This window comes from Tabrizicola sp. (assembly GCF_016793705.1).
Taxonomy (GTDB): domain Bacteria; phylum Pseudomonadota; class Alphaproteobacteria; order Rhodobacterales; family Rhodobacteraceae; genus Tabrizicola.
In genome coordinates, this window is sequence record NZ_JAEULO010000042.1 from 153,892 (window position 1) to 179,307 (window position 25,416).

The 25,416-nt window shown below is 65.9% G+C and carries 22 protein-coding genes and 1 tRNA gene; 5 read left to right on the top strand and 18 right to left on the bottom strand.

Features of this window, described 5'->3' with window-relative positions:
- Window positions 1-35 precede the first annotated feature (35 nt).
- The 6 genes from xylA to JNJ68_RS12130 form a co-directional block, all read right to left on the bottom strand.
- Complete coding sequence (gene xylA / locus JNJ68_RS12105; protein ID WP_294982631.1) at window positions 36-1,337, bottom strand: xylose isomerase; 1,302 nt, start codon at window positions 1,335-1,337, stop codon at window positions 36-38.
- Window positions 1,334-2,773 carry a xylulokinase gene (xylB, locus tag JNJ68_RS12110; RefSeq protein WP_294982632.1) on the bottom strand — a complete coding sequence of 480 codons (1,440 nt, stop codon included), beginning with the start codon at window positions 2,771-2,773 and terminating at the stop codon, window positions 1,334-1,336. Before xylB ends, xylA begins: the two co-directional genes overlap by 4 nt.
- Window positions 2,773-3,534, bottom strand: coding sequence for an ATP-binding cassette domain-containing protein (locus JNJ68_RS12115; RefSeq protein WP_294982633.1), 762 nt, complete (start codon window positions 3,532-3,534; stop codon window positions 2,773-2,775). Before JNJ68_RS12115 ends, xylB begins: the two co-directional genes overlap by 1 nt.
- On the bottom strand, window positions 3,531-4,832 hold the full coding sequence (locus tag JNJ68_RS12120) for a sugar ABC transporter permease (protein WP_294982634.1): 1,302 nt from the start codon (window positions 4,830-4,832) through the stop codon (window positions 3,531-3,533). Before JNJ68_RS12120 ends, JNJ68_RS12115 begins: the two co-directional genes overlap by 4 nt.
- 95 nt (window positions 4,833-4,927) lie before the next feature.
- Window positions 4,928-5,950: a D-xylose ABC transporter substrate-binding protein gene (gene xylF, locus JNJ68_RS12125; protein ID WP_294982635.1), complete on the bottom strand. Its 1,023-nt coding sequence runs from the start codon at window positions 5,948-5,950 to the stop codon at window positions 4,928-4,930.
- 202 nt (window positions 5,951-6,152) lie between these two features.
- Window positions 6,153-6,293, bottom strand: a complete 141-nt coding sequence (locus JNJ68_RS12130) for a hypothetical protein (protein ID WP_294982657.1) — start codon at window positions 6,291-6,293, stop codon at window positions 6,153-6,155.
- Here JNJ68_RS12130 and JNJ68_RS12135 point away from each other — a divergent pair.
- Window positions 6,277-7,557, top strand: coding sequence for an ROK family transcriptional regulator (locus tag JNJ68_RS12135; protein WP_294982636.1), 1,281 nt, complete (start codon window positions 6,277-6,279; stop codon window positions 7,555-7,557). The genes JNJ68_RS12130 and JNJ68_RS12135 overlap by 17 nt on opposite strands.
- Before the next feature lie 349 nt (window positions 7,558-7,906).
- Here the strand turns inward: JNJ68_RS12135 and JNJ68_RS12140 are convergent, their stop codons facing one another.
- Window positions 7,907-8,746: a YihY/virulence factor BrkB family protein gene (locus tag JNJ68_RS12140; protein WP_294982637.1), complete on the bottom strand. Its 840-nt coding sequence runs from the start codon at window positions 8,744-8,746 to the stop codon at window positions 7,907-7,909.
- Between the two features lie 86 nt (window positions 8,747-8,832).
- On the opposite strand from JNJ68_RS12140, the gene mgrA reads away from it, so the two are divergent.
- A complete protein-coding gene (mgrA, locus tag JNJ68_RS12145) occupies window positions 8,833-9,858 on the top strand; it encodes an L-glyceraldehyde 3-phosphate reductase (protein ID WP_294982638.1) in 1,026 nt (341 codons plus the stop codon).
- 77 nt (window positions 9,859-9,935) lie between these two features.
- Here the strand turns inward: mgrA and gltB are convergent, their stop codons facing one another.
- From gltB to JNJ68_RS12180, 7 genes are all read right to left on the bottom strand, one after another.
- Entirely contained in the window at window positions 9,936-14,474 is a 4,539-nt protein-coding gene (gltB, locus tag JNJ68_RS12150) for a glutamate synthase large subunit (protein WP_294982639.1), read from the bottom strand.
- An 11-nt stretch (window positions 14,475-14,485) separates the two neighbouring features.
- Window positions 14,486-14,929 (bottom strand): GFA family protein, encoded by a 444-nt coding sequence (locus JNJ68_RS12155; protein WP_294982640.1) that lies wholly within the window; start codon window positions 14,927-14,929, stop codon window positions 14,486-14,488.
- Complete coding sequence (locus tag JNJ68_RS12160) at window positions 14,919-15,626, bottom strand: hypothetical protein (RefSeq protein WP_294982641.1); 708 nt, start codon at window positions 15,624-15,626, stop codon at window positions 14,919-14,921. Before JNJ68_RS12160 ends, JNJ68_RS12155 begins: the two co-directional genes overlap by 11 nt.
- A gap of 101 nt (window positions 15,627-15,727) precedes the next feature.
- Window positions 15,728-17,164, bottom strand: coding sequence for an NAD(P)-dependent oxidoreductase (locus tag JNJ68_RS12165; protein WP_294982642.1), 1,437 nt, complete (start codon window positions 17,162-17,164; stop codon window positions 15,728-15,730).
- A 161-nt stretch (window positions 17,165-17,325) separates the two neighbouring features.
- The gene (locus JNJ68_RS12170) at window positions 17,326-18,129 is read right to left on the bottom strand and encodes an undecaprenyl-diphosphate phosphatase (protein ID WP_294982643.1); all 804 of its coding nucleotides are present in this window, start codon (window positions 18,127-18,129) and stop codon (window positions 17,326-17,328) included.
- Between the two features lie 3 nt (window positions 18,130-18,132).
- Window positions 18,133-19,023: a c-type cytochrome domain-containing protein gene (locus JNJ68_RS12175; protein WP_294982644.1), complete on the bottom strand. Its 891-nt coding sequence runs from the start codon at window positions 19,021-19,023 to the stop codon at window positions 18,133-18,135.
- Window positions 19,023-20,009 (bottom strand): complex I NDUFA9 subunit family protein, encoded by a 987-nt coding sequence (locus tag JNJ68_RS12180; protein ID WP_294982645.1) that lies wholly within the window; start codon window positions 20,007-20,009, stop codon window positions 19,023-19,025. Before JNJ68_RS12180 ends, JNJ68_RS12175 begins: the two co-directional genes overlap by 1 nt.
- Before the next feature lie 157 nt (window positions 20,010-20,166).
- Between JNJ68_RS12180 and JNJ68_RS12185 the strand changes: the two genes are divergently transcribed.
- Window positions 20,167-20,251: transfer RNA gene (locus JNJ68_RS12185), tRNA-Leu, on the top strand.
- Between the two features lie 94 nt (window positions 20,252-20,345).
- Here the strand turns inward: JNJ68_RS12185 and JNJ68_RS12190 are convergent.
- Together JNJ68_RS12190 and JNJ68_RS12195 are read right to left on the bottom strand one after the other, a co-directional pair.
- A complete protein-coding gene (locus tag JNJ68_RS12190; RefSeq protein ID WP_294982646.1) occupies window positions 20,346-21,557 on the bottom strand; it encodes a cyclopropane-fatty-acyl-phospholipid synthase family protein in 1,212 nt (403 codons plus the stop codon).
- Window positions 21,558-21,807: 250 nt separating this feature from the next.
- Window positions 21,808-22,566 (bottom strand): cell cycle transcriptional regulator TrcR, encoded by a 759-nt coding sequence (locus tag JNJ68_RS12195; RefSeq protein ID WP_294982647.1) that lies wholly within the window; start codon window positions 22,564-22,566, stop codon window positions 21,808-21,810.
- A 126-nt stretch (window positions 22,567-22,692) separates the two neighbouring features.
- Here JNJ68_RS12195 and JNJ68_RS12200 point away from each other — a divergent pair, with 126 nt between their 5' ends.
- Window positions 22,693-23,331 carry a ribonuclease T2 gene (locus JNJ68_RS12200; RefSeq protein ID WP_294982648.1) on the top strand — a complete coding sequence of 213 codons (639 nt, stop codon included), beginning with the start codon at window positions 22,693-22,695 and terminating at the stop codon, window positions 23,329-23,331.
- Window positions 23,332-23,560: 229 nt separating this feature from the next.
- On the opposite strand, the gene JNJ68_RS12205 is transcribed toward JNJ68_RS12200, so the two are convergent.
- Both JNJ68_RS12205 and JNJ68_RS12210 read right to left on the bottom strand, forming a co-directional pair.
- Window positions 23,561-24,553: an NAD(P)H-quinone oxidoreductase gene (locus tag JNJ68_RS12205; protein ID WP_294982649.1), complete on the bottom strand. Its 993-nt coding sequence runs from the start codon at window positions 24,551-24,553 to the stop codon at window positions 23,561-23,563.
- A gap of 16 nt (window positions 24,554-24,569) precedes the next feature.
- Window positions 24,570-25,244 carry a COQ9 family protein gene (locus JNJ68_RS12210; RefSeq protein ID WP_294982650.1) on the bottom strand — a complete coding sequence of 225 codons (675 nt, stop codon included), beginning with the start codon at window positions 25,242-25,244 and terminating at the stop codon, window positions 24,570-24,572.
- Window positions 25,245-25,344: 100 nt separating this feature from the next.
- Here JNJ68_RS12210 and rpsU point away from each other — a divergent pair.
- A partial coding sequence (rpsU, locus tag JNJ68_RS12215; RefSeq protein WP_294973107.1) for a 30S ribosomal protein S21 occupies window positions 25,345-25,416 on the top strand: 72 nt, incomplete at its 3' end.

The following is a 25,416-nucleotide window of genomic DNA, read 5'->3' on the forward strand; positions in this document are numbered from 1 at the left end:
AAGCGACGAGAAGCCGAAGGCGCACGAGGAGGGCGTCAGACGTAACGGTTCCAGAGGTTCTCCAGCCGTTCCTGCCGCCCGGACCGGGGCTGTGGCTCCAGCTTCTCGTTGATCACCCGCGCAGCGGCCTGTTCCAGCGAGCCCTTCAGCATCTCCTGTGCCTTCGGGTCGTTCCACCCGGCATAGCGCGCCTTGACCGCAGCCTCCATCTCGCCCGACTCCAGCAGCGCCGCAGCGGCTTTCAGCGCGCGGGCGCAGGTGTCCATTCCGCCGACATGGGCCAGGATCAGGTCCTCGGGATCAAGGCTCTGCCGCCGGATCTTGGCGTCGAAGTTGACGCCGCCGGTGGTGAAGCCTCCCGCCTTGAGGATCTCGTAGAAGGCCACCGCCTTTTCGGCGTGGTTGTTCGGGAACTGGTCGGTGTCCCAGCCGGACTGGTAATCGTTCCGGTTCATGTCGATCGAGCCGAAGATGCCCAAAGCGGCGGCCAGCGCGATCTCATGCTCGAAGGAATGCCCGGCGAGGATGGCGTGGCCCTGCTCGATGTTGGTCTTGACCTCGCCCTCCAACCCGAACTCCTTGAGGAAGCCGTAAACGGTGGCCACATCATAGTCGTACTGGTGCTTCGATGGCTCCTGCGGCTTCGGCTCGATCAGGATCGTGCCCTTGAAGCCGATCCTGTGCTTGTACTCGACGACCTGCTGCAGGAACCGCCCGGCATGGGCGCGCTCGGCCTTCAGGTCGGTGTTGAGCAGCGTCTCATAGCCCTCGCGCCCGCCCCAGAGGACGTAGTTCTGCCCGCCCAGCCGGTGCGTCACGTCCATGTTGGCCTTCACCGTCGCGGCGGCATAGGCGTAGACATCCGGGTCGGGGTTCGTCGCCGCGCCGGACATCCAGCGGCGGTGGCTGAACAGGTTGGATGTGCCCCAGAGGAGCTTGGCCTTGTGCCTGCCCTGCTTCTCGCCAAGGTAATCGGCGATCTCGTTCAGGTTCTTCAGGCTTTCCGCAAAGGTCGCGCCTTCTGGCCGGGCATCTGCATCGTGGAAGCAGTAAAACGGGACGCCCAGGATATCGAACATCTCGAAAGCCACGTCGGCCTTGAGCTTCGCCAGCTTCATCCCGTCGCCGAACCAGGGCCGCTCGAAGGTCTGCCCGCCGAACGGGTCGCCGCCGGGCCAGGCGAAGCTGTGCCAATAGGCCACCGCAAAGCGCAGGTGGTCCTCCATCCGCTTGCCGAGGATCACCTCGTTCGCGTCATAGTGGCGGAAGGCGAATTCGTTCGACGAGGCCGGGCCTTCGTATTTGATCTGCGGGATGCCTTTGAAGAAATCGGTCATGTCAGGTCCTTGATGGCGGATTGGGCGGCGCGGAACCTTGCGGCTCCGGCGTCGAAGGCGTCGGTGAGGGACGGGTCGGGCTCGATAACCCGGGCGATGGGCGGCAGGGTGGCAATCTCGGCCCCGGCTCCGGTCGCAGCCATAAGGCCAAGGCGCGCCGCCCCGAAGGCGCCGCCGAAATCCCCCGCGACCGGAAGCTGGACGGGGCAGTCGAGCACGGTGGCGATCAGTCGCAGCCAGTAGTCCGACCGCGAGCCGCCGCCGACCGCAAGCAGGTTCTCCAGCCGCGTTCCGGTGGCCGCCAGCGCATCGCGGCTGTCGCGGATGGCGAAGGTCACGCCCTCCAGCACCGCGCGGGTGGCGGCCTTGCGGTCGGTGGCGTGTTCCAGCCCGGTGAAGGCCCCGCGCACGGTGGCGGAGTTGAGGGGCGTCCGCTCGCCGCCGAGATAGGGCAGGAACAGGGTCTTGCCGGGGGCCTGCAATTCGCCAAGCTCTCCGGTCAGCCGGGCGGCATCGGTGCCGATCAGTTTTGCGTACCAGTTCAGCGCATCGGTCGCCGCCAGGATCACGCCCATCTGGTGCCAGGTCTCCGGCAGCGCGTGGCAGAAGGTGTGGACGGCAGTGTCCGGGTCCGGCTGATAGCCGTCGTTTGCGGCGAACAGCACGCCCGAGGTGCCGAGGCTGACGAAGGCCTCCCCCGCCCGCACCACGCCCACGCCCACGCCGGAGGCGGCATTGTCGCCGCCACCGCCCGCCACGACCACGCTCTTCGGCAGTCCCCAGCGCGTCGCCAGCGCCTCGCGCAGAGTGCCCGAGACCTGCGACCCCTCGACAAGGCCCGGCATGTGACTGCGGTCCAGACCAGTCGCCGCCAGCAGCTCGTCCGACCAGTCCCGTTTGCCGGTGTCCAGCCAGGACGTCCCGGCGGCATCCGACATCTCGCCGACATGCTCCCCCGTCAGCCAGAGCCGCAGGTAGTCTTTCGGCAGCAGCACCTTGGCCACCCGGTCGCGGATCGCGGGTTTGTGGCGGGCGACCCACACGAGCTTCGGCGCGGTGAAGCCGGGGAACACGATGTTCCCGGTCAACCGCCGGAACATCGGGTCGCCGTCCAGCTCGGCGGCTTCCGCGTGGCTGCGCGTGTCGTTCCACAGGATGCAGGGCCGCAGCACCTCGTCCCGCGCGTCCAGCAGGGTCGCGCCGTGCATATGGCCCGAGAGTCCGATCCCCCGCACCTGCCCCAGCGGTTTCTGCGCCGCCAGCCTGTCGAACACCGTCTCGGCCGCGTGGATCCAGTCGGACGGGGCCTGTTCGCTCCACCCCTCTGCCGGGCGCTGGACCGTCAGCGGCGCGGTGGCCTCGGCAAGGACCGTCTGGTCCTCGCCGATCAGAACCCCCTTCAACCCGGAGGTGCCGAGATCAAGCCCGATATACATCACGCCGCCAGATGCGCCGGGCGTTTCCCGAGGATGATCATGCCCAGGATGTCGTCGTCCGTGACTTCGTTCACGTTCACCGTGCCAACAAGCTGGCCGTTCTTCATCACACTGGCCCGGTCGCAGAGCTTCATGACGTTGTGGATGTCATGCTCGATCAGGAAGATGCCCAGGCCCTGCGCCTTCAGCTCCTGGATCAGTTCCGCGACCATCTGTGTCTCGTGCGGGCCAAGCGCGGCGGTGGGTTCGTCCATGATCAGGATCTTGGCGTTGAAGTAGACCGCCCGGGCGATGGCCACCGACTGGCGCTGCCCACCCGAAAGGGCCGAAACCGGCACGTTGAACTTGCGGAAGTTGGGGTTGAGCCGCCCCATGATCTTCCGCGTCTCGGCCTCCATCTTCGCGTCGTCGACCAGTCCGTTCCGCTTGATCTCGCGACCGAGGAACAGGTTCGAGGCGGCGTCGAGATTGTCGGCCAGCGCGAGCGTCTGGTAGATCGTCTCGATGTTCTGGGCGCGGGCGTCGCGGGGGTTGTTGATCGCGACCTCCTCGCCGTTGATCAGGATTTGCCCCGCGTCCTTCTGATAGGCGCCCGAGAGGCACTTGATCAGCGTCGATTTCCCCGCGCCGTTGTGGCCGAGAAGGCCCACGACTTCGCCGGGATAGAGGTCGATCGAGACATGGTCGACGGCCTTGATCCCGCCGAACGAGATCGAGATGTCGCGCATCTCGACCAGGGGAGTGCGTGCAGACTGGTTCATTTGGTCAGCCCCAGACGTTTGCGATAGAGGATGTCGACCCAGACAGCGATGACCAGCACCAGGCCCACGACGATGTTCTGGAACGGCGTGTCGACGCCGACCATCGCCATCCCCGATTGCAGCGACTGCATGATCAGCGCCCCCAGCACCGCGCCGTAGATCGTACCGACGCCACCGGCCAGGGCCGTGCCGCCGATCACCGCAGCGGCGATCACCCGCAGTTCTTCCAACATGCCGATGTCGTTGCCATGGCTCTGCAGCCGGGCCTGGGCGATCAGGCCGGCCAGCGCGCAGAGGAAGCCCATCAGCGCGAAGATCTTTACCGTCAGCAGGCGGGTGTTGATCCCCGAAAGTTCAGCCGCATCCGGATTACCGCCCATCGCGAAGATGTAGCGCCCGAAGGTGGTCTTCTTCGCCGTGACCGTCATCGCCACCGCGACCAGGATCAGGATCAGGACGGAAATCGGCAGGCCGTGCATCGCGGTATAGCCTTCCGGCATCACCTCGCCCCGCGCCTCGAACAGGCGCTTCAGCTTGGCTGCGGGGATCGGATAGCGCGACAGCCATCCTACGAAGAACAGGATCGCACCGACGATCAGGCCCGCCATCACCGTCTCGGCCCAGACCGGCTTGACCATGAAGCCGTGGCGCTGCTTGGTGCGCCGTGCTGCGATGATGGCCCAGACCGCGACAGCGGCGGCGATCAGCCCCAGCACCCAGCTTGCCGTGGCGCCAAGAACGCCTTCCGTCCCGCCGAACATCAGGAGGTTCGGGTCGGTCAGGCTTACCGATTGGCCGTTGGTGGTGAACCAGTTGACGTTGCGCCAGACGAAAAGGCCCCCCAGGGTGACGATGAACGAGGGAATGCGCTGGTAGCCGACCAGCCAGCCCGTCAGGGCCCCCATGGCGGTGCCCACGACAAGCCCGATCAGGATCGTTGCCACCAGGATCACGGGGTTGCCATAGGCCAGGCCGAAGAGCTTTGGCAGCCATTGTGCCTGGCTCATTGCCATCACGGCGGAACACATCGCCAGCATCGAGCCGACTGAGAGGTCGATGTGCCGCGCCACGATCACGAAGACCATGCCGCAGGCCATGATCGCCACCGGAACTGTCTGCACCGCGATGTTGAACACGTTGCGCGGACCCACGAAGGTGCCCCCGGTCCAGATCGTGAAGACCAGCGCCACCGCGGCGAAGGCCATCAGCATCCCCAGAAGCCGCACGTCGATCTCCAGCGTGTCGATCACGCTGCGACGCGGCCCCGATCCTTGGGTGGCAAGCCCCTGATCCGTCATGTGAATTCCTCCCTCACGGGTTGCCTTGCGGCACCCTTTCCCCCGAAGAAAGCGCCCCGGCCCGTGACCGGACCGGGGCGTTTCCCGCTTTCAGATCATTCGCAGACGGCCACGCCCGAAACCCCGGCGCAGAGTACGTCCTTGGTGATCCAGCCCGCGTCGAGGACGACGTTCAGGTTGTCCTTCGTCACCGGAACCGGCTTCAGCAGCACCGAGGTCAGGTCCTTGCCGCCCGGCGACTTGAAGACCGCCGCGCCCGGCACGTCGGCCATCGCGGTGCCCGAGGCCAGCGCCACGGCAATCTCGCCCGCTGCCTTGCCCAGCGCCCGGCTGTCCTTCCAGACCGACACGGTCTGCGTGCCGAGCGCCACGCGGTTCAGCGCCGCCATGTCGCCGTCCTGGCCCGAAACCGGGATCCCGGCCATGCCCTGCGCCGTCAGCGCCGCGACCACGCCACCGGCGGTGCCGTCGTTCGAGGCGACCACGGCATCGACGCCGTTGTCGGTCTCGGTCAGGATCTGCTCCATGTTCTTCTGGGCGTTGGCCGGCTGCCAGTCGTCGGTATAGGCCTCGCCGACGATGGTGATGTCACCGGCGTCGATTGCCGCCTGCAGCACTTCCTGCTGACCGCCGCGCAGGAAGTCGGCGTTCGGGTCGACCGGCGAGCCCTTGATCATGACGTAGCGGCCCTTCGGCGCCACTTTCAGCACTTCGGCAGCCTGCATCCGGCCCACTTCGACGTTGTCGAAGGTCAGGTAGAAGGCGCGCGGGTCGTCGATCATCCGGTCATAGCCCACAACCGGCACGCCCGCATCGGCGGCGGCATCCAGCGCCGGGCCGATGGAAGCCGAATCCTGTGCCAGGATGATCAGCGCTGAGCAGCCCTGGGTGATCATCCCCTCGATGTCGGCAAGTTGTTTCGAGGCCGATGTCTGCGCGTCGGCCGAGATGTATTCGGCACCAGCGGCATCCAGCGCGCCCTTGATCGCGGCTTCGTCGGTCTTCCAGCGCTCTTCGCGGAAGTTCGACCAGCTCACGCAGACCTTCAGATCCTGCGCCGAAACCGTCGACGCCAGGCCCGCAACCGCGACAGATGCGAGCAGAAGAGACTTCTTCATTCCTGTTCCTCCCATGGAATCGCCGGGCTTGTGCCCGACTTGGCGACCATCGCCTGCACTGATCTGACGCATATCCGCGTCAGTTGTCAATTTTGATTTCCCGCAATAAACCTTGCAGTTTCGATCCGTCGCCTCTGTCTGTTGTCGGCGAACCGACAGAATCGGCGGAACCACCCGAAATTGACCGGCATAATTTCAGTTGTCAAAATAATTTTGCTGGATAATTCTGGAAATGCCCGCGTTCGAAGCCGGATTTTGCTGTCACTCGGTATTCTGCAGGCGCAAACTCGACAAAGGGCGGGATTTTTACTTCGGAGAGCAAATAAATGGCACCGAAGCTCACTCGGTCGTCCAGCAGCGAAGGGCGCAAGGGCGTCGGCCCGCTGATTCCACCGCTGACCGAAACCCAGCGCCCTTTGCGCCAACAGGTGTTCGAACTGGTCCGCGCCGCTGGGCTGATTCCAAGGGTGCAACTGGCGAAGGACCTCGGCGTCAGCCCGGCCAGCGTCACCACCCTATCGTCCGAACTGATCGAGGCCGGCCTGATCGAGGAGGTCGCCGCCCCCCGCGACAACGACGCCGGGCGCGGTCGCCCCGCCGTGGCGTTGGGTGTCCGCGCGCAGGCGCACCGGGTCGCGGGCATGAAGCTTTCCGACCGCGAGCATACTGCGGTGATCGTGGACTTTGCCGGCAAGCTGATCGCCGACGAGGCCATCCCCCGCCGCCCCGGCCCGATGTCGCTGCCCGAAATCCTGGAAACCATCGCGACGCTGCTCGCCCGGGTCTGCGCAAAGGCAGGAGTCGAACGCACCGACCTGGCCGCAGTGGGCATCGGCCTGCCGGGCTTTGTCGACTGCGCCGAGGGTATCGTCTTCTGGTCCTCGATTCTGGCCGAACGGACGGTGCCCCTCGCCGAAGCCGCAACCGCGCGGTTGGGGCTTCCGGTCTATGTCGACAACGACGCGAACCTCGTGGCCCTGGCCGAGCTGTGGTTCGGCGCAGGGCGCAGCCTGTCTGATTTCGCTGTCGTCACCATCGAACACGGCGTCGGCATGGGCTTCGTGATGAACCACCGCATCTATCGCGGTGCACAGCGACTGGGGATGGAACTGGGCCACATGAAGGTGCAGCTCGACGGCGCGCTGTGCCGCTGCGGCCAGCGCGGCTGCCTGGAAGCTTATGTCGCTGATTATGCCCTCGCCCGCGAGGCGACGACGGCGCTGAACTGGGGGCACAAGGAAAGCCAGCCGATCAATGTGCTGCTGGAAAGCCTGTACGACCATGCCAAGGCCGGAAACGCGACCGCCAAATCGATCTTCCGCCGGGCCGGACGCTATCTGGCCGTTGGTCTGTCCAACGTGATCAACCTCTTCGACCCCTCGCTGATCATCCTGTCGGGCGAGCGGATGCGGTACGACTACCTCTACGCCGCCGAAACCCTGTCCGAGATGGACAACCTGGCGATCAACACCGGCCGCCCGCGCCCTCCGATCGAGATTCACGCCTGGGGCGATCTGCTCTGGGCGCATGGTGCCGCAGCGCTGGCGCTCTCGGAAGTGACCGAGGCGATCCTCTCTCCGGCAGCGCGTGAAATCGCCGCACAATAGGCAACCTCCATGGACCAGATCGACCGCATCCTTTCCGCCGCGCCGTTCAGCCTTGATGCAGCCGCCCGCGACTGGGTGCGGACGACGCTCGCCGGGATGGATCGGGCAACGAAGATCCGGCGGCTATCCCTATTACCTCTACGACGCGCCACGGATACCCTGCGTGGTCAACGCCTATGCCACGATGGACACGATGCAGCGGGCAACGGTCGACTGCCTGATGGGCCGCGCCGAATTCCAGGGGAAAAGCCCGGTCGACCCGTTCTGCGGCTTGCCCGACGCGCGTTCTGACGCTCCTCGTTCGACTTCGTCTTCTCGTCGCAAGAAGGCCCCCCAAGGGGGAACGAAGTTACCGACGAGCCCGCATCCGCGCGTCCAGTTCCGCGTTGATCGCCCCGCCCAGAAGCACGGCCCAGACCGACAGGTACAGCCACATCATCAGGATGATCACCGCCCCGATCGAACCGTAGATCGCGTTGTAGCTGTTGAAATTCGCCAGATAGACCGAAAACCCGATCGACACCCCCGCCCAGGCCAGGGCCGCGACGAGCACGCCAACCGTGATCCAGGGCGACCGAAACCCGCCCGGCACGTTCGGCCCGAAGCGGTAGAGGATCGACAGGCATGTGACGACCAGCAGGAACATCGCCCCCCAGGGCAGGACCTTGGTCAGCCAGGCCTCGAATGTGTCGAACGGGACATAGGACAGCAGCACCGGCACCACCACGACGGTCACCAGCGCGACGAACAACGCCCCGATCAGCGCGCCGGTCAGGACGAAATCCACCGCCCAACCCTTCAGCCAGCCTCGGGGCTGCGAGCGGTGCACCACGTCCAGCCCCTGCACCAGCGCCGAGACCCCGGCCCGCGCCGAGTACAGAGCGATCAGCAACGACAGCACGGTCGTCCATTGCAAGGCCCCGCGAGGCGCGGTGATCAGCCCCATCACCTGGTCATGGATGAGGGTGCGCGCCTCGGGCGGCAGGAAGCGTTCGGCCACCGCGAGATAGCCCTGGATCACGCCGGGATCGGCGAACATGCCCCAGACCGCCACGGCGGCGGCCAAGCCGGGAAAGACCGCAAACATTGCAAAGAAGGCCACGCCGGCGGCGATCAGGCCGAAATGCCCGTCGCCCACCCGCAGCCAGACGCATACCAGAAACTCCCAGACCTGCCGCACCAGCCTCATGCGCCCAAGCATCCCCCGGATTGCCGCGCGACGCAACTTGAAGCCGGATGCCCCGCGTGGAATGGTAGCGCCAACAGGAGGACGCCATGACCTATACCCCCGCCGCCGACCGCTATGAGCACATGACCTACAACCGCTGCGGCGTCTCGGGCCTGAAGCTTCCGGCGATCAGCCTCGGCCTCTGGCACAACTTCGGCCACGACACGCCGCATGCCACCAAGCAGGCGATCTGCCGCACCGCCTTCGACCTTGGCATCACCCATTTCGACCTCGCCAACAACTACGGCCCGCCCCCCGGCAGCGCCGAAGAGGCCTTCGGGGAACTCCTGAGAACCGACTTCCGCTCCCTGCGCGACGAGCTGATCATCTCGTCCAAGGCCGGCTACGAGATGTGGGGCGGCCCCTACGGCGAATGGGGCAGCCGGAAATATGTCATCGCCTCCTGCGACCAAAGCCTCAAGCGGATGGGTCTCGACTATGTCGACATCTTCTATTCCCACCGCTTCGACCCCGACACCCCGCTTGAGGAAACCATGGGTGCGCTCGACCACATCGTCCGTTCGGGCCGGGCGCAATATGTCGGCATCTCCAGCTACAACAGCCAGCGCACGCGCGAGGCGGTGGCGATCCTGAAGGATCTGGGGACGCCGCTGCTCATCCACCAGCCCAGCTACAACATCCTGAACCGCTGGGTGGAAACCGACGGGCTGAAGGACACGCTGGCCGAGCTTGGCATCGGTTCCATCGCCTTCGTGCCGCTGGCACAGGGCATCCTGACCAGCAAGTACCTGAACGGCATCCCGGCGGGCAGCCGTGCATCGCAGGACAAGTCGCTGCACCCGTCCGTGGTGGAAAAGGCCCTGTCCTCGGTGAGGAAGCTCAACGACATGGCCGCCGCAAGGGGACAGACCCTGGCGCAGATGGCACTGGCCTGGGTGCTGCGGAACGGCGGCATCACCTCGGCGCTGATCGGCGCGTCGAAGCCCGAGCAGGTCGTCGATTGCGTCGGCGCGTTGGACAAGCTGGACTTCACCGCCGAAGAACTGGCGCAGATCGACGCCATTTCCGAGGAGAAGGCCATCAACCTCTGGGCCAATTCGTCGGAGGATTGACCGAGACCTCACCCCGGACTTGATCCGGGGCCTCGCATGTCGATGAAGGCCCCGGGATCAAACCCGGGGCGCTCCTCTCATTCCGCCGGAACCTTCGCCACCTCGTCGGACAGCGGATAGGGCAGGCGATCCACCATCTCCTTCGGGCAGACCTGCAGGAAGTTCAGCCGCTCGCGGTCCCAGTTCGACAGGATACGCTCCGCGATCCGGCTGCCGGTTTCCTCCAGATGCCGCGCGATCAGGCCCTTCAACTGCATCTCCCAATGCGGATGCCCGACAGCGCAGGTCAGGATGGACTCCAGGTTCATCATGTCCTCGGCCACGTCATTCGGGTCGTAGACATAGGCCATCCCGCCCGTCATCCCGGCGCCGAAGTTCGCGCCGATCCGTCCCAGGATCACCGCGACGCCGCCGGTCATGTATTCGCAGCCGTTCGACCCGCAGCCCTCGACCACCACCGAAGCGCCGGAGTTCCGTACCCCGAACCGCTCCCCGGCCCGGCCGGAGGCGAACAGGAAACCGTCGGTAGCCCCGTACAGCACGGTATTGCCGATGATCGTGTTCTCCTCTGCCTTCAAGGGCGAGGACATCAGCGGCCGCACGGTGATCGTGCCGCCCGAGAGGCCCTTGCCGACGTAGTCGTTGGCGTCGCCCTGCACTTCCAGCTTCAGCCCCCGGACGCTGAACGCCCCCAGCGACTGCCCGCAAGAGCCGGTCAGCTTCACCGTCAGATGGTCGGGCTGCAACGCATTCCGCATCCCGAACTTCTTCACGATATGGCTCGACGCCCGCGTCCCGATGGTGCGCAGCGTGTTCCTGACCGCATAGGACAGCTGCATCTTCTCGCCGTCCTCGAAGAAGCGATGCCCGTCCTTGATGATCTCGGCGTCCAGCGTGTCCGGCACGGCGTTCCGCGGCTTCGTCCGGTCATAGGTGATCGACCGCGCGCCATCGACCGAAATCAGCATCGGGTTCAGGTCCAGATCATCCAGGTTCGCCGCCCCGCGCGACACCTGCGTCAGCAGGTCCGCCCGGCCGATGATCTCGTCCAGCGACCGCGCGCCGATCTGGGCGAGGATTTCCCGCACTTCCTGCGCGTAGAAGGTGATCAGGTTCACCACCTTGTCGGCGCTGCCGGTGAACTTCGCCCGCAGCTTCTCGTCCTGCGTGCAGACGCCCACCGGGCAGGTGTTCGACTGGCACTGCCGCACCATGATGCAGCCCATGGCGATCAGCGCGGCGGTGCCGATGCCGTATTCCTCGGCCCCCATCATCGCCGCCATCACGATATCCCGGCCCGTCCGCAGGCCACCATCGGTGCGCAGCGTCACCCGCTCGCGCAGGTTGTTCATCGCCAGCACCTGATGCGCCTCGGTCAGGCCCATCTCCCACGGCAGCCCCGCGTATTTGATGGAGGTGGCCGGAGAAGCCCCCGTCCCGCCGTTGTGGCCCGAAATCAGGATCACGTCGGCCTTGGCCTTCGCGACCCCAGCCGCGATGGTGCCCACGCCCGACGACGACACCAGCTTCACCGTCACCTTGGCGCGCGGATTGATCTGCTTCAGGTCATAGATCAGCTGCGCGAGGTCCTCGATGGAGTAGATATCGTGGTGCGGCGGCGGGGAAATCAGCGTCACCCCCGGCGTCGAATGCCGCAGGCGCGCGATCAGCGCCGTGACCTTCATTCCCGGCAACTGCCCGCCTTCACCCGGCTTCGCCCCCTGCGCGACCTTGATCTCCAGTTCCTCGCAGGCGTTCAGGTATTCCGCCGTCACGCCGAACCGGCCACTGGCGACCTGCTTGATCTTGGCGGACGGGTTGTCCCCGTTCGGCTCCGGCAGGAAATGCGCCGGGTCTTCACCGCCTTCGCCGCTGTCCGACTTCGCCCCGATCCGGTTCATCGCCACGTTCAGCGTCTTGTGCGCTTCCGGAGACAGCGCCCCCAGCGACATGCCCGGCGTCACGAAGCGCTTGCGGATCGAGGTGATCGACTCGACCTCCTCGATGGGCACCGGCTTGCCCAACGCCTTGATGTCCAGCAAATCCCGCAGGTGGATCGGCGGGTTGGCCCGCATCGCGGCGGAATATTGCTTCCAGATGTCATACGACGCCCGGTCACAGGCCGATTGCAGCATGTGCATCGTCTGCGCTTCCCAGGCGTGCTTCTCGCCCGACCGCCGCGCCTTGTAGAAGCCGCCGATGGGCAGCACATCCGCCCCGCCCAGCCAGCCCTTGCGGTGGACCTCCTCCAGCTTCTGCTCCACCCCCGTCAGGCCGATGCCCGAGATACGCGACTGCATCCCCGGGAAATATTCCGCCACCATGGCACGGCTGAGGCCCACCGCCTCGAAGTTCAGACCCCCGCGATAGGAGGAGATCACCGAAATCCCCATCTTCGACATGATCTTCAGAAGACCCGCGTCGATGGCATCCCGATACCGCCGCATGGCGTCAGTGATGGACCCATCCAGAAGCCCCCGGTCGATCCGATCCGCAATGGAATCCTGCGCCAGATAGGGGTTCACCGTCGTCGCGCCCGACCCGATCAGCACCGCGAAATAATGCGGGTCGATGCATTCCGCCGACCGCACATTGATCGAGCAGAAGGTCCGCAGCCCTTTGCGCGTCAGCCAGCTGTGCACCGCGCTGGTGGCCAGGATCATCGGCATCCCCACCGCCTCCGGCCCCTGATGCTCATCCGTCAGGACAAGCTGCCCGGCGCCCGACCGCACCGCATCCTCGGCTTCGGCCCGGATACGCTCCAGTCCGGTGCGCAGATCGTCCAGCCCCTCGCCCACCGGGAAGGTGCAGTCGATGAACGCCACCTGATCGCCGAAGCGTTCCACCATCACCTCGAACTCGCGGTTGGCGACAAAGGGGCTTTCCAGCACCAGGATTTCCGTCTGGCTGTTGTTCTCGTCCAGCACGTTCCGCAGATTGCCGAAGCGCGTCTTGAGGCTCATCACCCGACCTTCGCGCAAGCTGTCGATGGGCGGGTTCGTCACCTGGCTGAAGTTCTGCCGGAAGTAATGTGACAAGGGCCGGTAGACCGAGGACAGCACAGCCGGCGGCGTGTCGTCGCCCATCGAGGCGACCATTTCCTTGCCGTCCTCGGCCATCGGCGCCAGGACCTGCTCCAGCTCCTCGACCGTGAACCCCGCCGCGATCTGGCGCTTGCGCAGCTCACCCCCTGTGAAGGTCTGCGTCTCGGGCACGTCGCGCAGCAGGCTGTTCAGGTCGACGACCTTCTCGATCCACTCGCCATAGGGATGGGCCTGGCTGAGTTTGTTCTTCATCTCGGTGTCGTGGTAAAGCTTGCCCTCGGCCATATCGACGGCGATCATCTGCCCCGGCCCGAGCGCGCCCTTCTCGCGGATCGTGCTTTCGTCGACCGGCACCATCCCGGCTTCCGACCCCGCGATCAGCATCCCGTCGCCCGTCACCACATAGCGCATCGGCCGCAGCCCGTTCCGGTCCAGCCCGCCGCAGACCCAGCGCCCGTCGGTCATCGCCAGCGCCGCCGGACCGTCCCAGGGCTCTATGACCGAGTTGCAGTAGGAATACATGTCCGCCCAGGCCTTCGGCATGTTCACCGTCTGCTTCGACCAGGCTTCCGGGACCAGCATCGTCTTGGCCATCGGAGCCGACCGCCCCGAGCGCACCAGCACCTCGAACACCGCATCCAGCGCGCCACTGTCCGACGTCCCCCCCGGAATGATCGGCTTGATGTCCTCCGCCGCCTCGCCAAAGTTGTTCGACGCCATCCGGATCTCGTGGCTCTTCATCCAGTTGACGTTGCCCTTCAGCGTGTTGATCTCACCATTGTGCGCCAGCATCCGGAACGGCTGCGCCAGCCACCACTGCGGGAAGGTGTTCGTGCTGTAGCGCTGGTGGTAGATCGCGAAGGCGCTCTCGAACCGCTCATCCATCAGGTCGGGGTAGAAGGTCGCCACCTGCTCGGCCAGCATCATCCCCTTGTAGATGATCGACCGGCAGGACAGGCTGCACAGATACATCCCCGCGATCCCCGACGCGGTCGCCGCCTTCTCGATCCGGCGGCGGATGATGTACAACTCGCGCTCGAACTGTTCCTGGTCAACGTCCTTCTCGCAGCGGATCAGGATCTGCTCGATCTCTGGCCGCGTCGCGTTGGCCTTGTCGCCCAGGACGCTCACATCCACCGGCACATGCCGCCAGCCGTAGATGTAATGCCCCATCCGCAGGACTTCGGTCTCCACGATGGTCCGGCAGCGCTCCTGCGCGCCGAAGTCGGTGCGCGGCAGGAAGACCTGGCCCACGGCGATCAGCTTCTTCGCATCGGGCTCGTGCCCCGTTCGCCGCACCTGGTCATAGAAGAACCGGACCGGGATCTGCACATGGATCCCCGCCCCGTCGCCCGTCTTGCCATCCGCATCCACCGCGCCCCGGTGCCAGACCGCCTTCAGCGCGTTGATGCCGTTTTCCACCACCTTGCGGCTGGGCTTGCCCGAGATGGAAACCACCAGCCCCACCCCGCAGGAGGAATGCTCGTCCTCGGTCTTGTAAAGCCCGTTCGCATCCAGCCAGGCGCGCTTTTCCTCTTCGGCCTTCACCCAGGCGGCATCAAACTTGGTCATGGGCCTCTCCTTCATTCACTGGCCAGAAGCGGGAATTTCTCCACGCACTGCGCTCGCGTCAAAACCTGCCGCCCCTCGCCTGCGAAGGCATAGCTGTCGGGCTTTTGGTCGATGTAGATCTCGTTGGTCATCCTCAGCCCGTTCGCGTCATCGAACGTGCCAATTAGCAGCTCTAGGTTGCCTGAGTACGGCCCGTCGACCGTCACCCGGAACCACAGGGCCGAGCCGCAATCGGCACACCAGGCTCGCTCTCCCCAGGCCGAGGACTGGCGCTTCGCCACGTGGTCCAGCCCCGTCCATTCGACGTTCGCCGCCGGGACCGTGATCCCCAAAAGGGCCGAGCCCGTCCACTTCCGGCACATCGGGCAATGGCACACGCCAAAATTCGTACCCGTCAGCCGCGCCCTGAACCGGACGGCGCCGCACAGGCATCCGCCGTCTCGATCAAGGTTCATACCGCGCTCTCCAAAGTGAATGCGGCAGGTCCGCCTCGGCCGTCAGCGCATCGCAATCGAACAGCGGCTGGTTGGAGAGGAACCCCTCCTCCCCAGGAAAGACGAACTGCAGGGGCGAGCCGTCGATCGGCAGCCACTGCCCGTCGCCCAGGTCGGTCTCGCCCGGCCCGGCAAAGAACAGCCGCCAGTCGGGGTTGACGTATTCATTGCCCTTCGACCGGCGCAGCACATTGCCCGCCAGGTCGTATTCGGTGAAATCGACCTCGGTCTGCTGCAGGGTGATCCCGTCGATGACGAAGCTCTGCCCGGTCAGCCGGTCATAGCCCTCGGCCCGGCTGCCGGTGCCGTCTTCCTTGGTCAGTCCGAAGCTCCAGGTGTCCATTCCTTCCGCGATCAGCTCGCTGTAGCTGGCCGGATCGGCGGGAGAGGGGTCGAGGGTCTGCTTGATCGGGTCATAGCTTTCGACCCACTGCCCCTCGCTGTCGATCTTGGAATAGAAGAACGGCCCCTCCTGATCGAGGTCCACCCGCCACTGATCCCCCGGCTGATCCGCCTCGCAGCGATAGTAGTGCGAGACCCGACAGCCCTTGGACTGCACCGTCATGAACGCCTCGCAACCTTCCGGCGCGGTCCAGGTCCCGGCGAGCGCGGGGGCTGCCGGGACGGTCAGGCAGGCAAGGATCACAAACTTCCGCATCACCGTTTCACCTTGGATCAGGTCACATATCCTGACGTTTAAGTTTCCCCGCATCCGGCGCGCATGGATGGAAGCCATACGCGATCCATATTGGAACCAAACTACTCCGCCGCCACCGCCCCGGTCTGGGCCAGATAGCCCAGGATCGCCTCGGCCGCCTCGCGGCCGTCCCGGATCGCCCAGACCACCAGGCTGGCGCCCCGAACGATGTCACCTGCGGCATAGACGCCCGGCAGGCTCGTCTCATGGCTGCGGAAATCGGCCTTGACCGTGCCCCAGCGCGTCACCTTCAGCTCCGGCACGCCCCAGAGACCCGGCAGGTCCTCGGGCTCGAAGCCCAGGGCCTGCACCACCAGATCGGCGGGCTCGACATAATCGGCGCCCTCGATCACCTCCGGCGACTGGCGGCCCGAGGCATCCGGCGCCCCAAGGCGCATCTTCTGGACCATCACGCCCTCGACTTCCACCCCGCCGGTGAAGCCTTTCGGCGCAGAAAGCCACACGAATTCAACGCCTTCCTCTTCCGCATTCGCCACTTCCCGCTGCGAGCCCGGCATGTTCGCCCGGTCGCGGCGATAGAGGCACTTCACCGACAGGGCCCCCTGCCGGATCGCGGTGCGCACGCAGTCCATCGCCGTGTCGCCGCCGCCGATCACCACCACGCGCTTGCCGGAGGCGTTCAGCTCGCCGCTTTCATACTCCGCCACCTCGTCGCCGAACCCCTTGCGGTTCGAGACCGTCAGGTAGTCCAGCGCCTTGACGATGCCGCGCGCGCCCACGCCCGGCGCCTCGATCTCGCGCGTCTTGTAGACGCCGGTCGCGATCAGCACCGCATCGTGCTGGCCCCGGATGGCGTCGAAGGTGATGTCCTCGCCCACGTTGCAGTTCAGCACGAAGTTCACACCGCCCTCGGCCAGCTGGGTGTTGCGGCGTTCCACCACGTCCTTCTCCAGCTTGAAGCCGGGGATGCCATAGGTCATCAGCCCGCCCGCGCGGTCGTAGCGGTCGTAGACCGTGACCTGCACGCCCTGCCGGCGCAGCACATCCGCCGCCGCAAGGCCCCCCGGCCCGGCGCCGATGATGCCCACCGACTCCGCCCGCTCCATGTGGGGGCGGATCGGCTTGACCCAGCCCTCCTCCCAGGCGGTGTCAGTGATGTATTTCTCCACCGAGCCGATGGTGACGGTGCCATGACCAGACTGCTCGATCACGCAGTTGCCTTCGCACAGCCGGTCCTGCGGGCAGATGCGGCCGCAGATTTCGGGGAAGGTATTTGTCGCCTGGCTGATCTCATAGGCTTCCTGCAACCGGCCCTCGGCGGTCAGCTTCAGCCAGTCGGGGATGTTGTTGTGCAGCGGGCAATGCGACTGGCAATAGGGCACGCCGCACTGGCTGCAGCGGCTGGCCTGCTCGGCGGCCTTGCGATCGGCGAACTCGCGGTAAATCTCGCCGAAATCCTGCGCGCGCGAAGATGCGTCCCGTTTCTCGGGCATCTCGCGCCCGACGGTGACGAATTTCAGCATCTTCTGCGTGGCCATGGGCTGCGTCCCTGCAAAGGTCTTCCGGGAGCGACTTGGTACAGGGAACGCCCCGACAATAAAAGTCAGCAGAGTTTACCTAATTGTAGGTTTTTCGGCAGATGAGACAGGAAAGCTGACATTTATCTGCGAAAATAGGTCAGCATGATTTCCACATCACGCTAGAACCCCAGCGAAAGCGCCCCCAAAGCGAGCGCGCCAACGATGATTCGCCACCAGCCGAACAGCGCATAGCCGTTGCGCGAGATGAAATTCAGCACCCAGCGCACGACCAGAACCGCGGTGACAAAAGCCACCGCGAAGCCAACGGCGATCTCCCAGACCGCGCCAAAGTCCAGCACGTCGCGGTTCTTGAACAGGTCATAGGCCACCGCCGCCCCCATGGTCGGCAACGACAGAAGGAAGGAAAACTCCGCCGCCGCCCGCTTGTCCACTCCCAGCATCAGCCCGCCGACGATGGTTGCCCCCGACCGGCTGACCCCCGGCACCATCGCCAGGCACTGGCAGCATCCGATCACCAGCGCCTTGCGGAACGGCAGGGCCAGCGCATCGTGATGTACCGCTGGCGGCGCGATACGGTCGATGACCAGAAGCACCACTCCCCCCAGCACCAGCATCACCCCAATCAGCATCGGTGTCTCGAACAGCACCTCCTTGACGAAGTCATGTGCAAGAAACCCGATGACGACCGCCGGTAGAAACGCCAGCAGGATCGAAACGATCGCCCGCCGCGCCGCATCCTCATGCTGGGCGCGCAGGAGCAGCCGGACGATCATCGCGGCATAGACCGTGAACAGCGCCAGGATCGCGCCCAGCTGGATCACCACCTCGAAGGTCTTGCCCTTGCTCTCGAAGCCCAGGAAATGTCCGGCGAGCAGCAAATGGCCGGTAGAGGATACGGGCAGGAACTCGGTCAGGCCTTCCAGAAGGCCCAGAAATGCAGCGACGAGAGTCTGATGTTCCATGGCCTACCTGTCGCGGAACCGCTCGGCCCGGACCGAGCCGTCGGGTTGCACCACGCCGCGCATCTCGGCCTCGTCGCCGATCCGTGGGCGGTCGTCCACCCGCGTGCCGTCGTCGATCACGAATGCGGCCCCGTCGATCTCGGCCGCGCCGGTCAGGATGCCGCGCAGGCGGATGCGGGCACCGGCCGGGATCGGGGCCTTCGCGCCCGCGGCATCCGGCGCGCCCTGCGCGATCCAGTCGCGGATCAGGCGGATGTCCTCCTCCGGCAGCCAGGGCGGGCCGTCGAAGGGCATCCGCGGATCGGCCAGGCCGGTGATCCGCCGCCAGACCTCCGACATCTCTGGGTTGCCCGGCAGCACCACCAGCCGATCGCCGCCCTTCAGCACGGCCTCAAGACTGTCCAGCCGCAGCCCTTCGGGCGGGGCGCCCAGCTTGGAATTGTCGGAATGGCATTTGATGCAGGCCTTCAGGAAGATCGGCTCCACGTCCGGCCACAGCACCGGCTCGCCCGGAGCGGGCCGCTTGCGCTCCGGTGCAGGGCCAAGCGCGACATCGCCTCCGGGCATCCCCGCCATGACCCAGGCCTCGACCATGGCGATCTGCGCGGGGTCGAGGAACGGCGGCCCGTCCAGCGGCATCTGCGGCTCGGCCTCGCCACGGAGACGTTGCAGAAGCGCACTCGCCCCGTCGCCCGCAACGATCACCGGCCCGTTCTCGCTGCCCTTCAGCACGCCCGCCAGCGTGTCCAGATGCAGGCCCAGCGGCGCATCCGCGCCGGAATGGCAGATCACGCAGCGTTCGGCGAAGAGCGCACCCACTTCGGCGAAGCCCGGAGACTGCTGGGCGCACAGCGGACCGGCTACCGCCGCCAGCACGACGGCCAGCCCTCGCATCAGGCCTTCTTCAGGTTCTTGGCCGACTCCATGATCGCCGCATACTGGCCCGAGGGGCGATAGCGCCACAGGTATTCCGGCAGCACCGCCTCCATCGCCGTGGGGGTGATGCCGAGGTCGGCAAAGCCCTTGGCGCCCGCCGACACCACGTTGTCATGCCGCAGGTTCTTCACCTGGTCGCGGGTCAGCACCTTGTTCTCGACCAGGCCCAGCGTGACCGCCTGCACCATGTCGAAGCCGAAGCCGATGATCCGGGCCAGGAAGAACGGCAGGTTCACCACCGCGCGGCGGCGCTGCACCACATGCAGCATCCGGCCCATCAGCCCGCGGAAACTGTCGACCTCCGGCCCGCCCAGTTCGTAGATGCCGGGCGCCGCCTGCCCCAGCACGCCCTTGACCGCCGCTTGCGCGACGTCATCCGCGAAGACCGGCTGGAACCTGGTCTTCGCGCCCACCACCGGCAGGATCGGCCCGAACCGGGTCATCGCGGCGAAGCGGTTGAAGAAGCTGTCCTCGGTCCCGAAGACGACAGACGGGCGCAGGATCACCGCGGTCGGGAAGGCCGCAAGCACCGCCGCCTCGCCTTCGCCCTTCGTCCGCGCGTAGTCGCTGTCGGAACCGGCATCGGCGCCGATGGCCGAGACATGCACCAGGGTCTGTACCCTCTCGGCCGACGCCAGCCGCGCGATCCGCTCGGCACCTTCCGCCTGCACGGCCTCGAAGGTGTTCGCGCCAAGGCTGTTCAGCACGCCGACGCAGTTCACCACCGCATCCGCGCCGCGGATCAGCGAGCGCACGCTGGCGTCGTCGCGGATGTTGCAGGCGAGCGGTTCGACCTGGCCGGGAACCCCGTAGGGCTTGACGAAGAGCGCCTCGTTCGGACGGCGACAGGCGACCCGCACCCGCCAGCCTTCCTTGGCCATGCGCCGGGCGATGTAGCGTCCGACAAAGCCCGAACCACCGAAGATCGTGACCAGCCTGCTCATGCGCGCACTCCCCGACAGGCGCCCGCAGGGCACCGAAGACCTGGGGGATGAATAGCCCTGCAACCGGGCACGGGCAAGGCAAAAGCTGCACCAAGATTTTGCGTGAGGGGCCGTTGACTCTGCCTTATGTCGCCGTTACATCGCGGCTCACGACATCGCCCAGATGGCGGAATTGGTAGACGCGCTGGTTTCAGGTACCAGTGCCGCAAGGCGTGGAGGTTCGAGTCCTCTTCTGGGCACCATTCTACCGCAGAAGCCGTGCAAACCCAATGGGTTGCGCGGCTTCGGTGTTTTCCGGCCCGCCCCTCGCCAGGCCTTCGGGCCTACGCAATCCCGTCAGGTATTGCGCGCGGAATAGAGGTACTCCCGCGTCATCGGAACCGTGCCGCGCGCCTTCGCAAGCTGAAGCTGGTGGATCACCAGAAACGCCTCGGAAAAGCTGAGTTCGGCCGATTGCAGATAGTAGCGCCACATGCGGATGAAGCGGTCGTCCTGCAGGGTTCTCACCCGGTCGAGATTGCGGTCGAAGCGCTTCAGCCACTCCTGCAAGGTTCGCTCGTAGTGGCCGCGCCAGACCTCCAGGTCGGCAAGGATCAGACCCGATTTCTCGACCACCCGCGAGGCTTCTGAAAGCGAGGGGCAGTAGGCGCCCGGGAAGATGTACTTGTTGAACCAGGGCGAAATCTCTGCCGGAGGCGACCAGCGTCCGATGTAGTGGATCAGGGCCACGCCATCCGCTGTCAGCAGGTCCGCGACCTTCTGGAAATAGGCGCGCAGATGCCGCAGGCCCACATGCTCCATCATGCCCACCGAGACCACACGGTCGAAGCTGTCGGTCACGGCGCGGTAGTCGGTCATCCGGAAGGTCACCTGCCCGTCCAGCCCGGCGGCGTGCGCGCGGGCCCGGGCTTCCGCCAGCTGGACCTCGGACAGCGTGACCCCCACCACCTCGACGCCGTGATCGCGGGCGAGGGTCAGGGCCAGCGTGCCGAAGCCGCAGCCGATGTCGAGGACGCGCATCCCCGGCCGCAGCAGCAGCTTGGCGCCGATATGCGCCATCTTCGCCGCCTGCGCCTCTTCCAGCGTCATGTCCGGTCGCCGGAAATAGGCGCAGGTGTATTGCCGGGTGTCATCCAGGAACAGGCCGTAGAGTTCGGGCGAGATGTCGTAGTGATGCGCCACGTTGCTTCGGGCGATGCCGAGGCTGTTCGCGTTCAGCCACGACCGTGCCCATCTGGCGCAGGAGGAGAACCGCGCGAGGGGCGCCGGGATCTTCCGGCCCCGCACGTTGCGCAGCAGGAAGGTGATGAAGCTGCGGATGTCGTTGTCGCGCAGCGTAAGGCGACCGTCGACATAGGCTTCGCCCAGGGTCAGGTCGGGTCGCACCAGAAAGCGGCGCGGCAGGGTGGGGTCATGCAGGACCACACCCACCGCGGGGGCGCCGCCGGGGCCGAAGGAATGCTGGCTTCCGTCCGCGAGTGTCAGGTCGATCCGGCCCGCACGCACCCCATGCCGCAAGAGTGCCAGCAGCACGCGGTCAGAGATCATGGCGGAGCCTCCTGTCACGGATGCGGACATCGAAGACAGCAACGCCGAAGGGGCGGAAAGGTTCCCGCCGGGCAGATCAGACTTGCAGGTGTCGGCTGTCCACGGTGGACATTTTCTGAAAAGTTCATTTAATCAATATCTTGGTCGCAGACGTTTACGATTTCGTAACCTTTGCACCAGGCCTGATCCAAAGAAAAAGCCCGGCCAGATGGCCGGGCCTTGCAGCAGTTCGAACCACGGAGTCGGCAGATCAGCGGCGGTGGTCGTCGTCCTCGTCCTCATCGTCGTGACCGCCGGCGGGCAGATTGAAGAAACTGTCGGCATCCGAGAAATCAGAAGCCGGGCTTTCGTCCTTTTCCTCGTCGCCGAAAACCTCCAGCCCCGACAGGCCAGAGGGCATCCGTGCGTCGGGCGCCATGCCCAGCGACTGTTCGGTCGACACCAGCTTGCGGCGTTCGTCATCCGACATCACCGTGCCCTCGGCGGCCTTCTTGCGGGCGGCGGCCTGCACCGCGGCGTCAAGCTCGGACTGCTTGCAGAGGCCGAGCGCCACCGGGTCGATGGGCTGGATGCCCGAGATGTTCCAGTGCGTCCGCTCGCGGATCGACTGGATCGTCGGCTTCGTGGTGCCGACCAGCTTGCCGATGGCGCCATCCGAGAGTTCAGGATGGAACTTCACCAGCCACAGGATCGCGGCCGGGCGGTCCTGGCGCTTGGAGAGCGGAGTATAGCGCGGGCCGCGGCGCTTTTCCTCGCCCACGGCGGCGGCGTTGAACTTCAGCTTCATCCGGTAGAGCGGGTCAGCCTGGGCGCGGTCGATCTCGATCGGGTCGAGCTGGTTGTTCGCGACCGGATCGAACCCCTTGACGCCCGTCGCCACGTCGCCATCGGCGATGCCCTGCACTTCCAGCTCGTGCATCCCGCAGAAATCCGCGATCTGCGCGAAGCTCAGCGTCGTGTTGTCCACCAGCCAGACGGCAGTGGCCTTGGCCATAAGCGGTTTCGACATCGGATCTCTCCTTTACAAAGCTTCCCCGGGCCGGGAAAACGGCGGCGGGCCCTTGCCCGCGAGTTCCACGTTTTCAGGGAATTCACGCGCCCATATAGGGCCGAATTGCGCGAAGGGGAAGCGGAAATGCGCCTGTTCCTGTTGGCTATCGCAGCTTTGTGCTGGGCGGGCGCGGCAAGGGCCGAGGGCGAGCGGGCGGGCGATTTCGACTATTACGTCCTGTCGCTGTCCTGGTCTGCCGCCTGGTGCGCGCTGGAGGGTGATTCCCGCAACGATCCGCAATGCGACGCCGGACGCGGGCTGACCTTCGTGCTGCATGGTCTCTGGCCGCAGGACGAACAGGGTTGGCCGTCCTTCTGCCGCACCGGGGAACGCGACCCGACCCGGGCAGAGACGGCGGAAATGGCCGACATCATGGGCGGGTCGGGTCTGGCCTTCTACCAGTGGAAGAAGCATGGCCGCTGTTCAGGCCAGTCGGCGCGCGACTACTACCGGACCGCCCGGCGGGCCTATGAGCGTGTGACCTTGCCCGCCCTCTTCGCCGATGTTGCGCGCCCGCTGACCTTGCCCGCCAGCGTGATCGAGGATGCCTTCCTTGAGTCCAACCCTGGCCTGTCGCGCGATCAGATCACCATCACCTGCGAGGACGGACTAATCCAGGAGGCGCGCATCTGCCTGACGCCCGACCTGGGCTTCCGGCGCTGCGGCGAGGATGTGATCCGCGACTGCCGCCTGAAGGACGCGCTGCTGGAGCCGGTCAGATAGGGAATTGTGGGCGGGACCGGAACCTTGGAAAAGCAACTGCTGAGGGGAAGTCTGGGGAAAAGTGCTGTGTCAAATCGCCGGTGCCTGGGGGAAGCTGGGGAACCTCCGTCGGGCCAAGTCTGGATCGAAACATCCGATCCCGCCTGAACCCCATTTACCCTACGTTAACCGGCGATGCGCGTGAAGAAACCGTCAAACGGCCCGCGAGCCCATGAAGGTAGGGAAATCCCTACGGGTTCACCTTCAGCACGATCTTCCCCACATGCCCGCCTGATTCGATCCGCCAATGCGCCGCCGGGGCATCCGGCAGCGCGTGTTCGCTGTCCATCACCACCTGGAACGCACCACGTTCGATCATCGGCCAGACGTTTTCCTCGACCGCCTTGGCGATCCGGGCCTTGGCGAGGTCGGATTGCGGGCGCAGGGTCGAGCCGGTCAGCACCAGCCGCCGCGTCATCACCTCGGCCAGGTTCAGCGTGACCTTGGCGCCCTGCAGGAAGGCGATCTGCACCAGCCGCCCGCCATCGGCCAGGGCCTTGAGATTCCGCTCGATATAAGAACCGCCGACCATGTCGAGGATCAGATTGGCCCCGCCCACGGCCTTCATCTCGGCGACGAAATCGCTGTCTTTGTAGTTGAAGGCGGCCTCCGCCCCCAGTTCGCGGCAGACCGCGCATTTCTCGTCCGATCCCGCAGTCGCGAAGACCCGCGCGCCAACGGCCTTGGCGATCTGGATCGCGGTGGTGCCGATGCCGCTGGTGCCGCCATGCACCAGGAACCGCTCTCCGGCTTTAAGCCCCCCGCGCATCACCACGTTCGACCAGACGGTGAAACAGGTTTCCGGCAGGCAGGCGGCGTCCCTCAGCAACATACCCTTGGGGATCGGCAGGGCGTGCGCCTCCGGCGTGGCGACATATTCGGCATAGCCCCCGCCCGGCAGCAGCGCACAGACCTGATCGCCGATCTGCCAGCGGGTGACGCCGGGGCCGACCTCGACGACGGTTCCCGAACACTCCAGCCCCGGCAGCGGCGAGGCGGAGGGCGGCGGCGCATAGGCCCCGGCGCGTTGCAGCGCATCGGGGCGGTTCACCCCGGCCCAGGCGACGCGGATGATGATCTGGCCATGCCCCGGCACCGGCACCGGAACCGAGATCGGCTTCAGGACGTCCGGCCCGCCGGGAGCCGAGATTTCGATGGCAAGCATGCTGTGGGAAAGGGTCATCTCTGTCTCGCTCGTCTCAGCCCTGGTGGCGGCCCGGCAGGTCGTCCCGCAGTCTTGGCGCGCGAATGCTTTCGAAAAGCTTTCCCGGTCCCGCCGCCCAGGCCTTGCCCAGCGGATTTTCCCGGAAACCGGCCTTCAGCTTCTCGACCTGCATGACCTGGTCGATCCGGCGGTCCAGGAAGTCCCAGGTCGCCTGCCGCCCGGTCGATTCGTCACCCAGCCAGTACAGCACCGTCGCGCCATGGACCGCAGACAGCGTCACCCGCTTGGTATACCAGTTCAGATCCTGCGAGGTGTCGCCCAGCGCCGTCCAGATCGCATCTGCGTTGCCCCAGATTGCCCGCGCCCCGTCGGCCGCATGCTGGGGCAGCGAGAACAGCGTCGTTCCCCGCCGCACCAGCTCGCGGTCGGCCAGTTCCAGTCGTGTGCGCACCGCCGTCGCGATCCGGTCGCGGAAGCGCATGGCAGAGAGATCCAGCGTGGCCAGCCGCTCCGCCATTTCGGCATCGCCCAGGGCGTGGTAGGCCAGCGCGAGGTCAACGCCCCCGCGCGGAAACAGCGAGCGGGCCAGCGCCGCAGGCACCCCGGCATCGGCAATCGCGGCGGCCAGCGTGCGCTCCGACCAGCCGTCGAAGGGCACATGGGCCAGCGCCGCCTCCAGCACCCGGGCCTTCATCTCGTCTTCCGCCATCGCGCGCTCCTCTCGGTAGACAAGCCTCGCCCCCTTTGATATAGGCGCCCGGCCTGCACAAGTCAGTGCAACTCTAGCTTAGGAAGGTGGTGACAACCACATGCAGGTCAGCGTCCGCGACAACAACGTCGAACAGGCTCTCCGTGCTCTGAAGAAGAAACTTCAGCGTGAA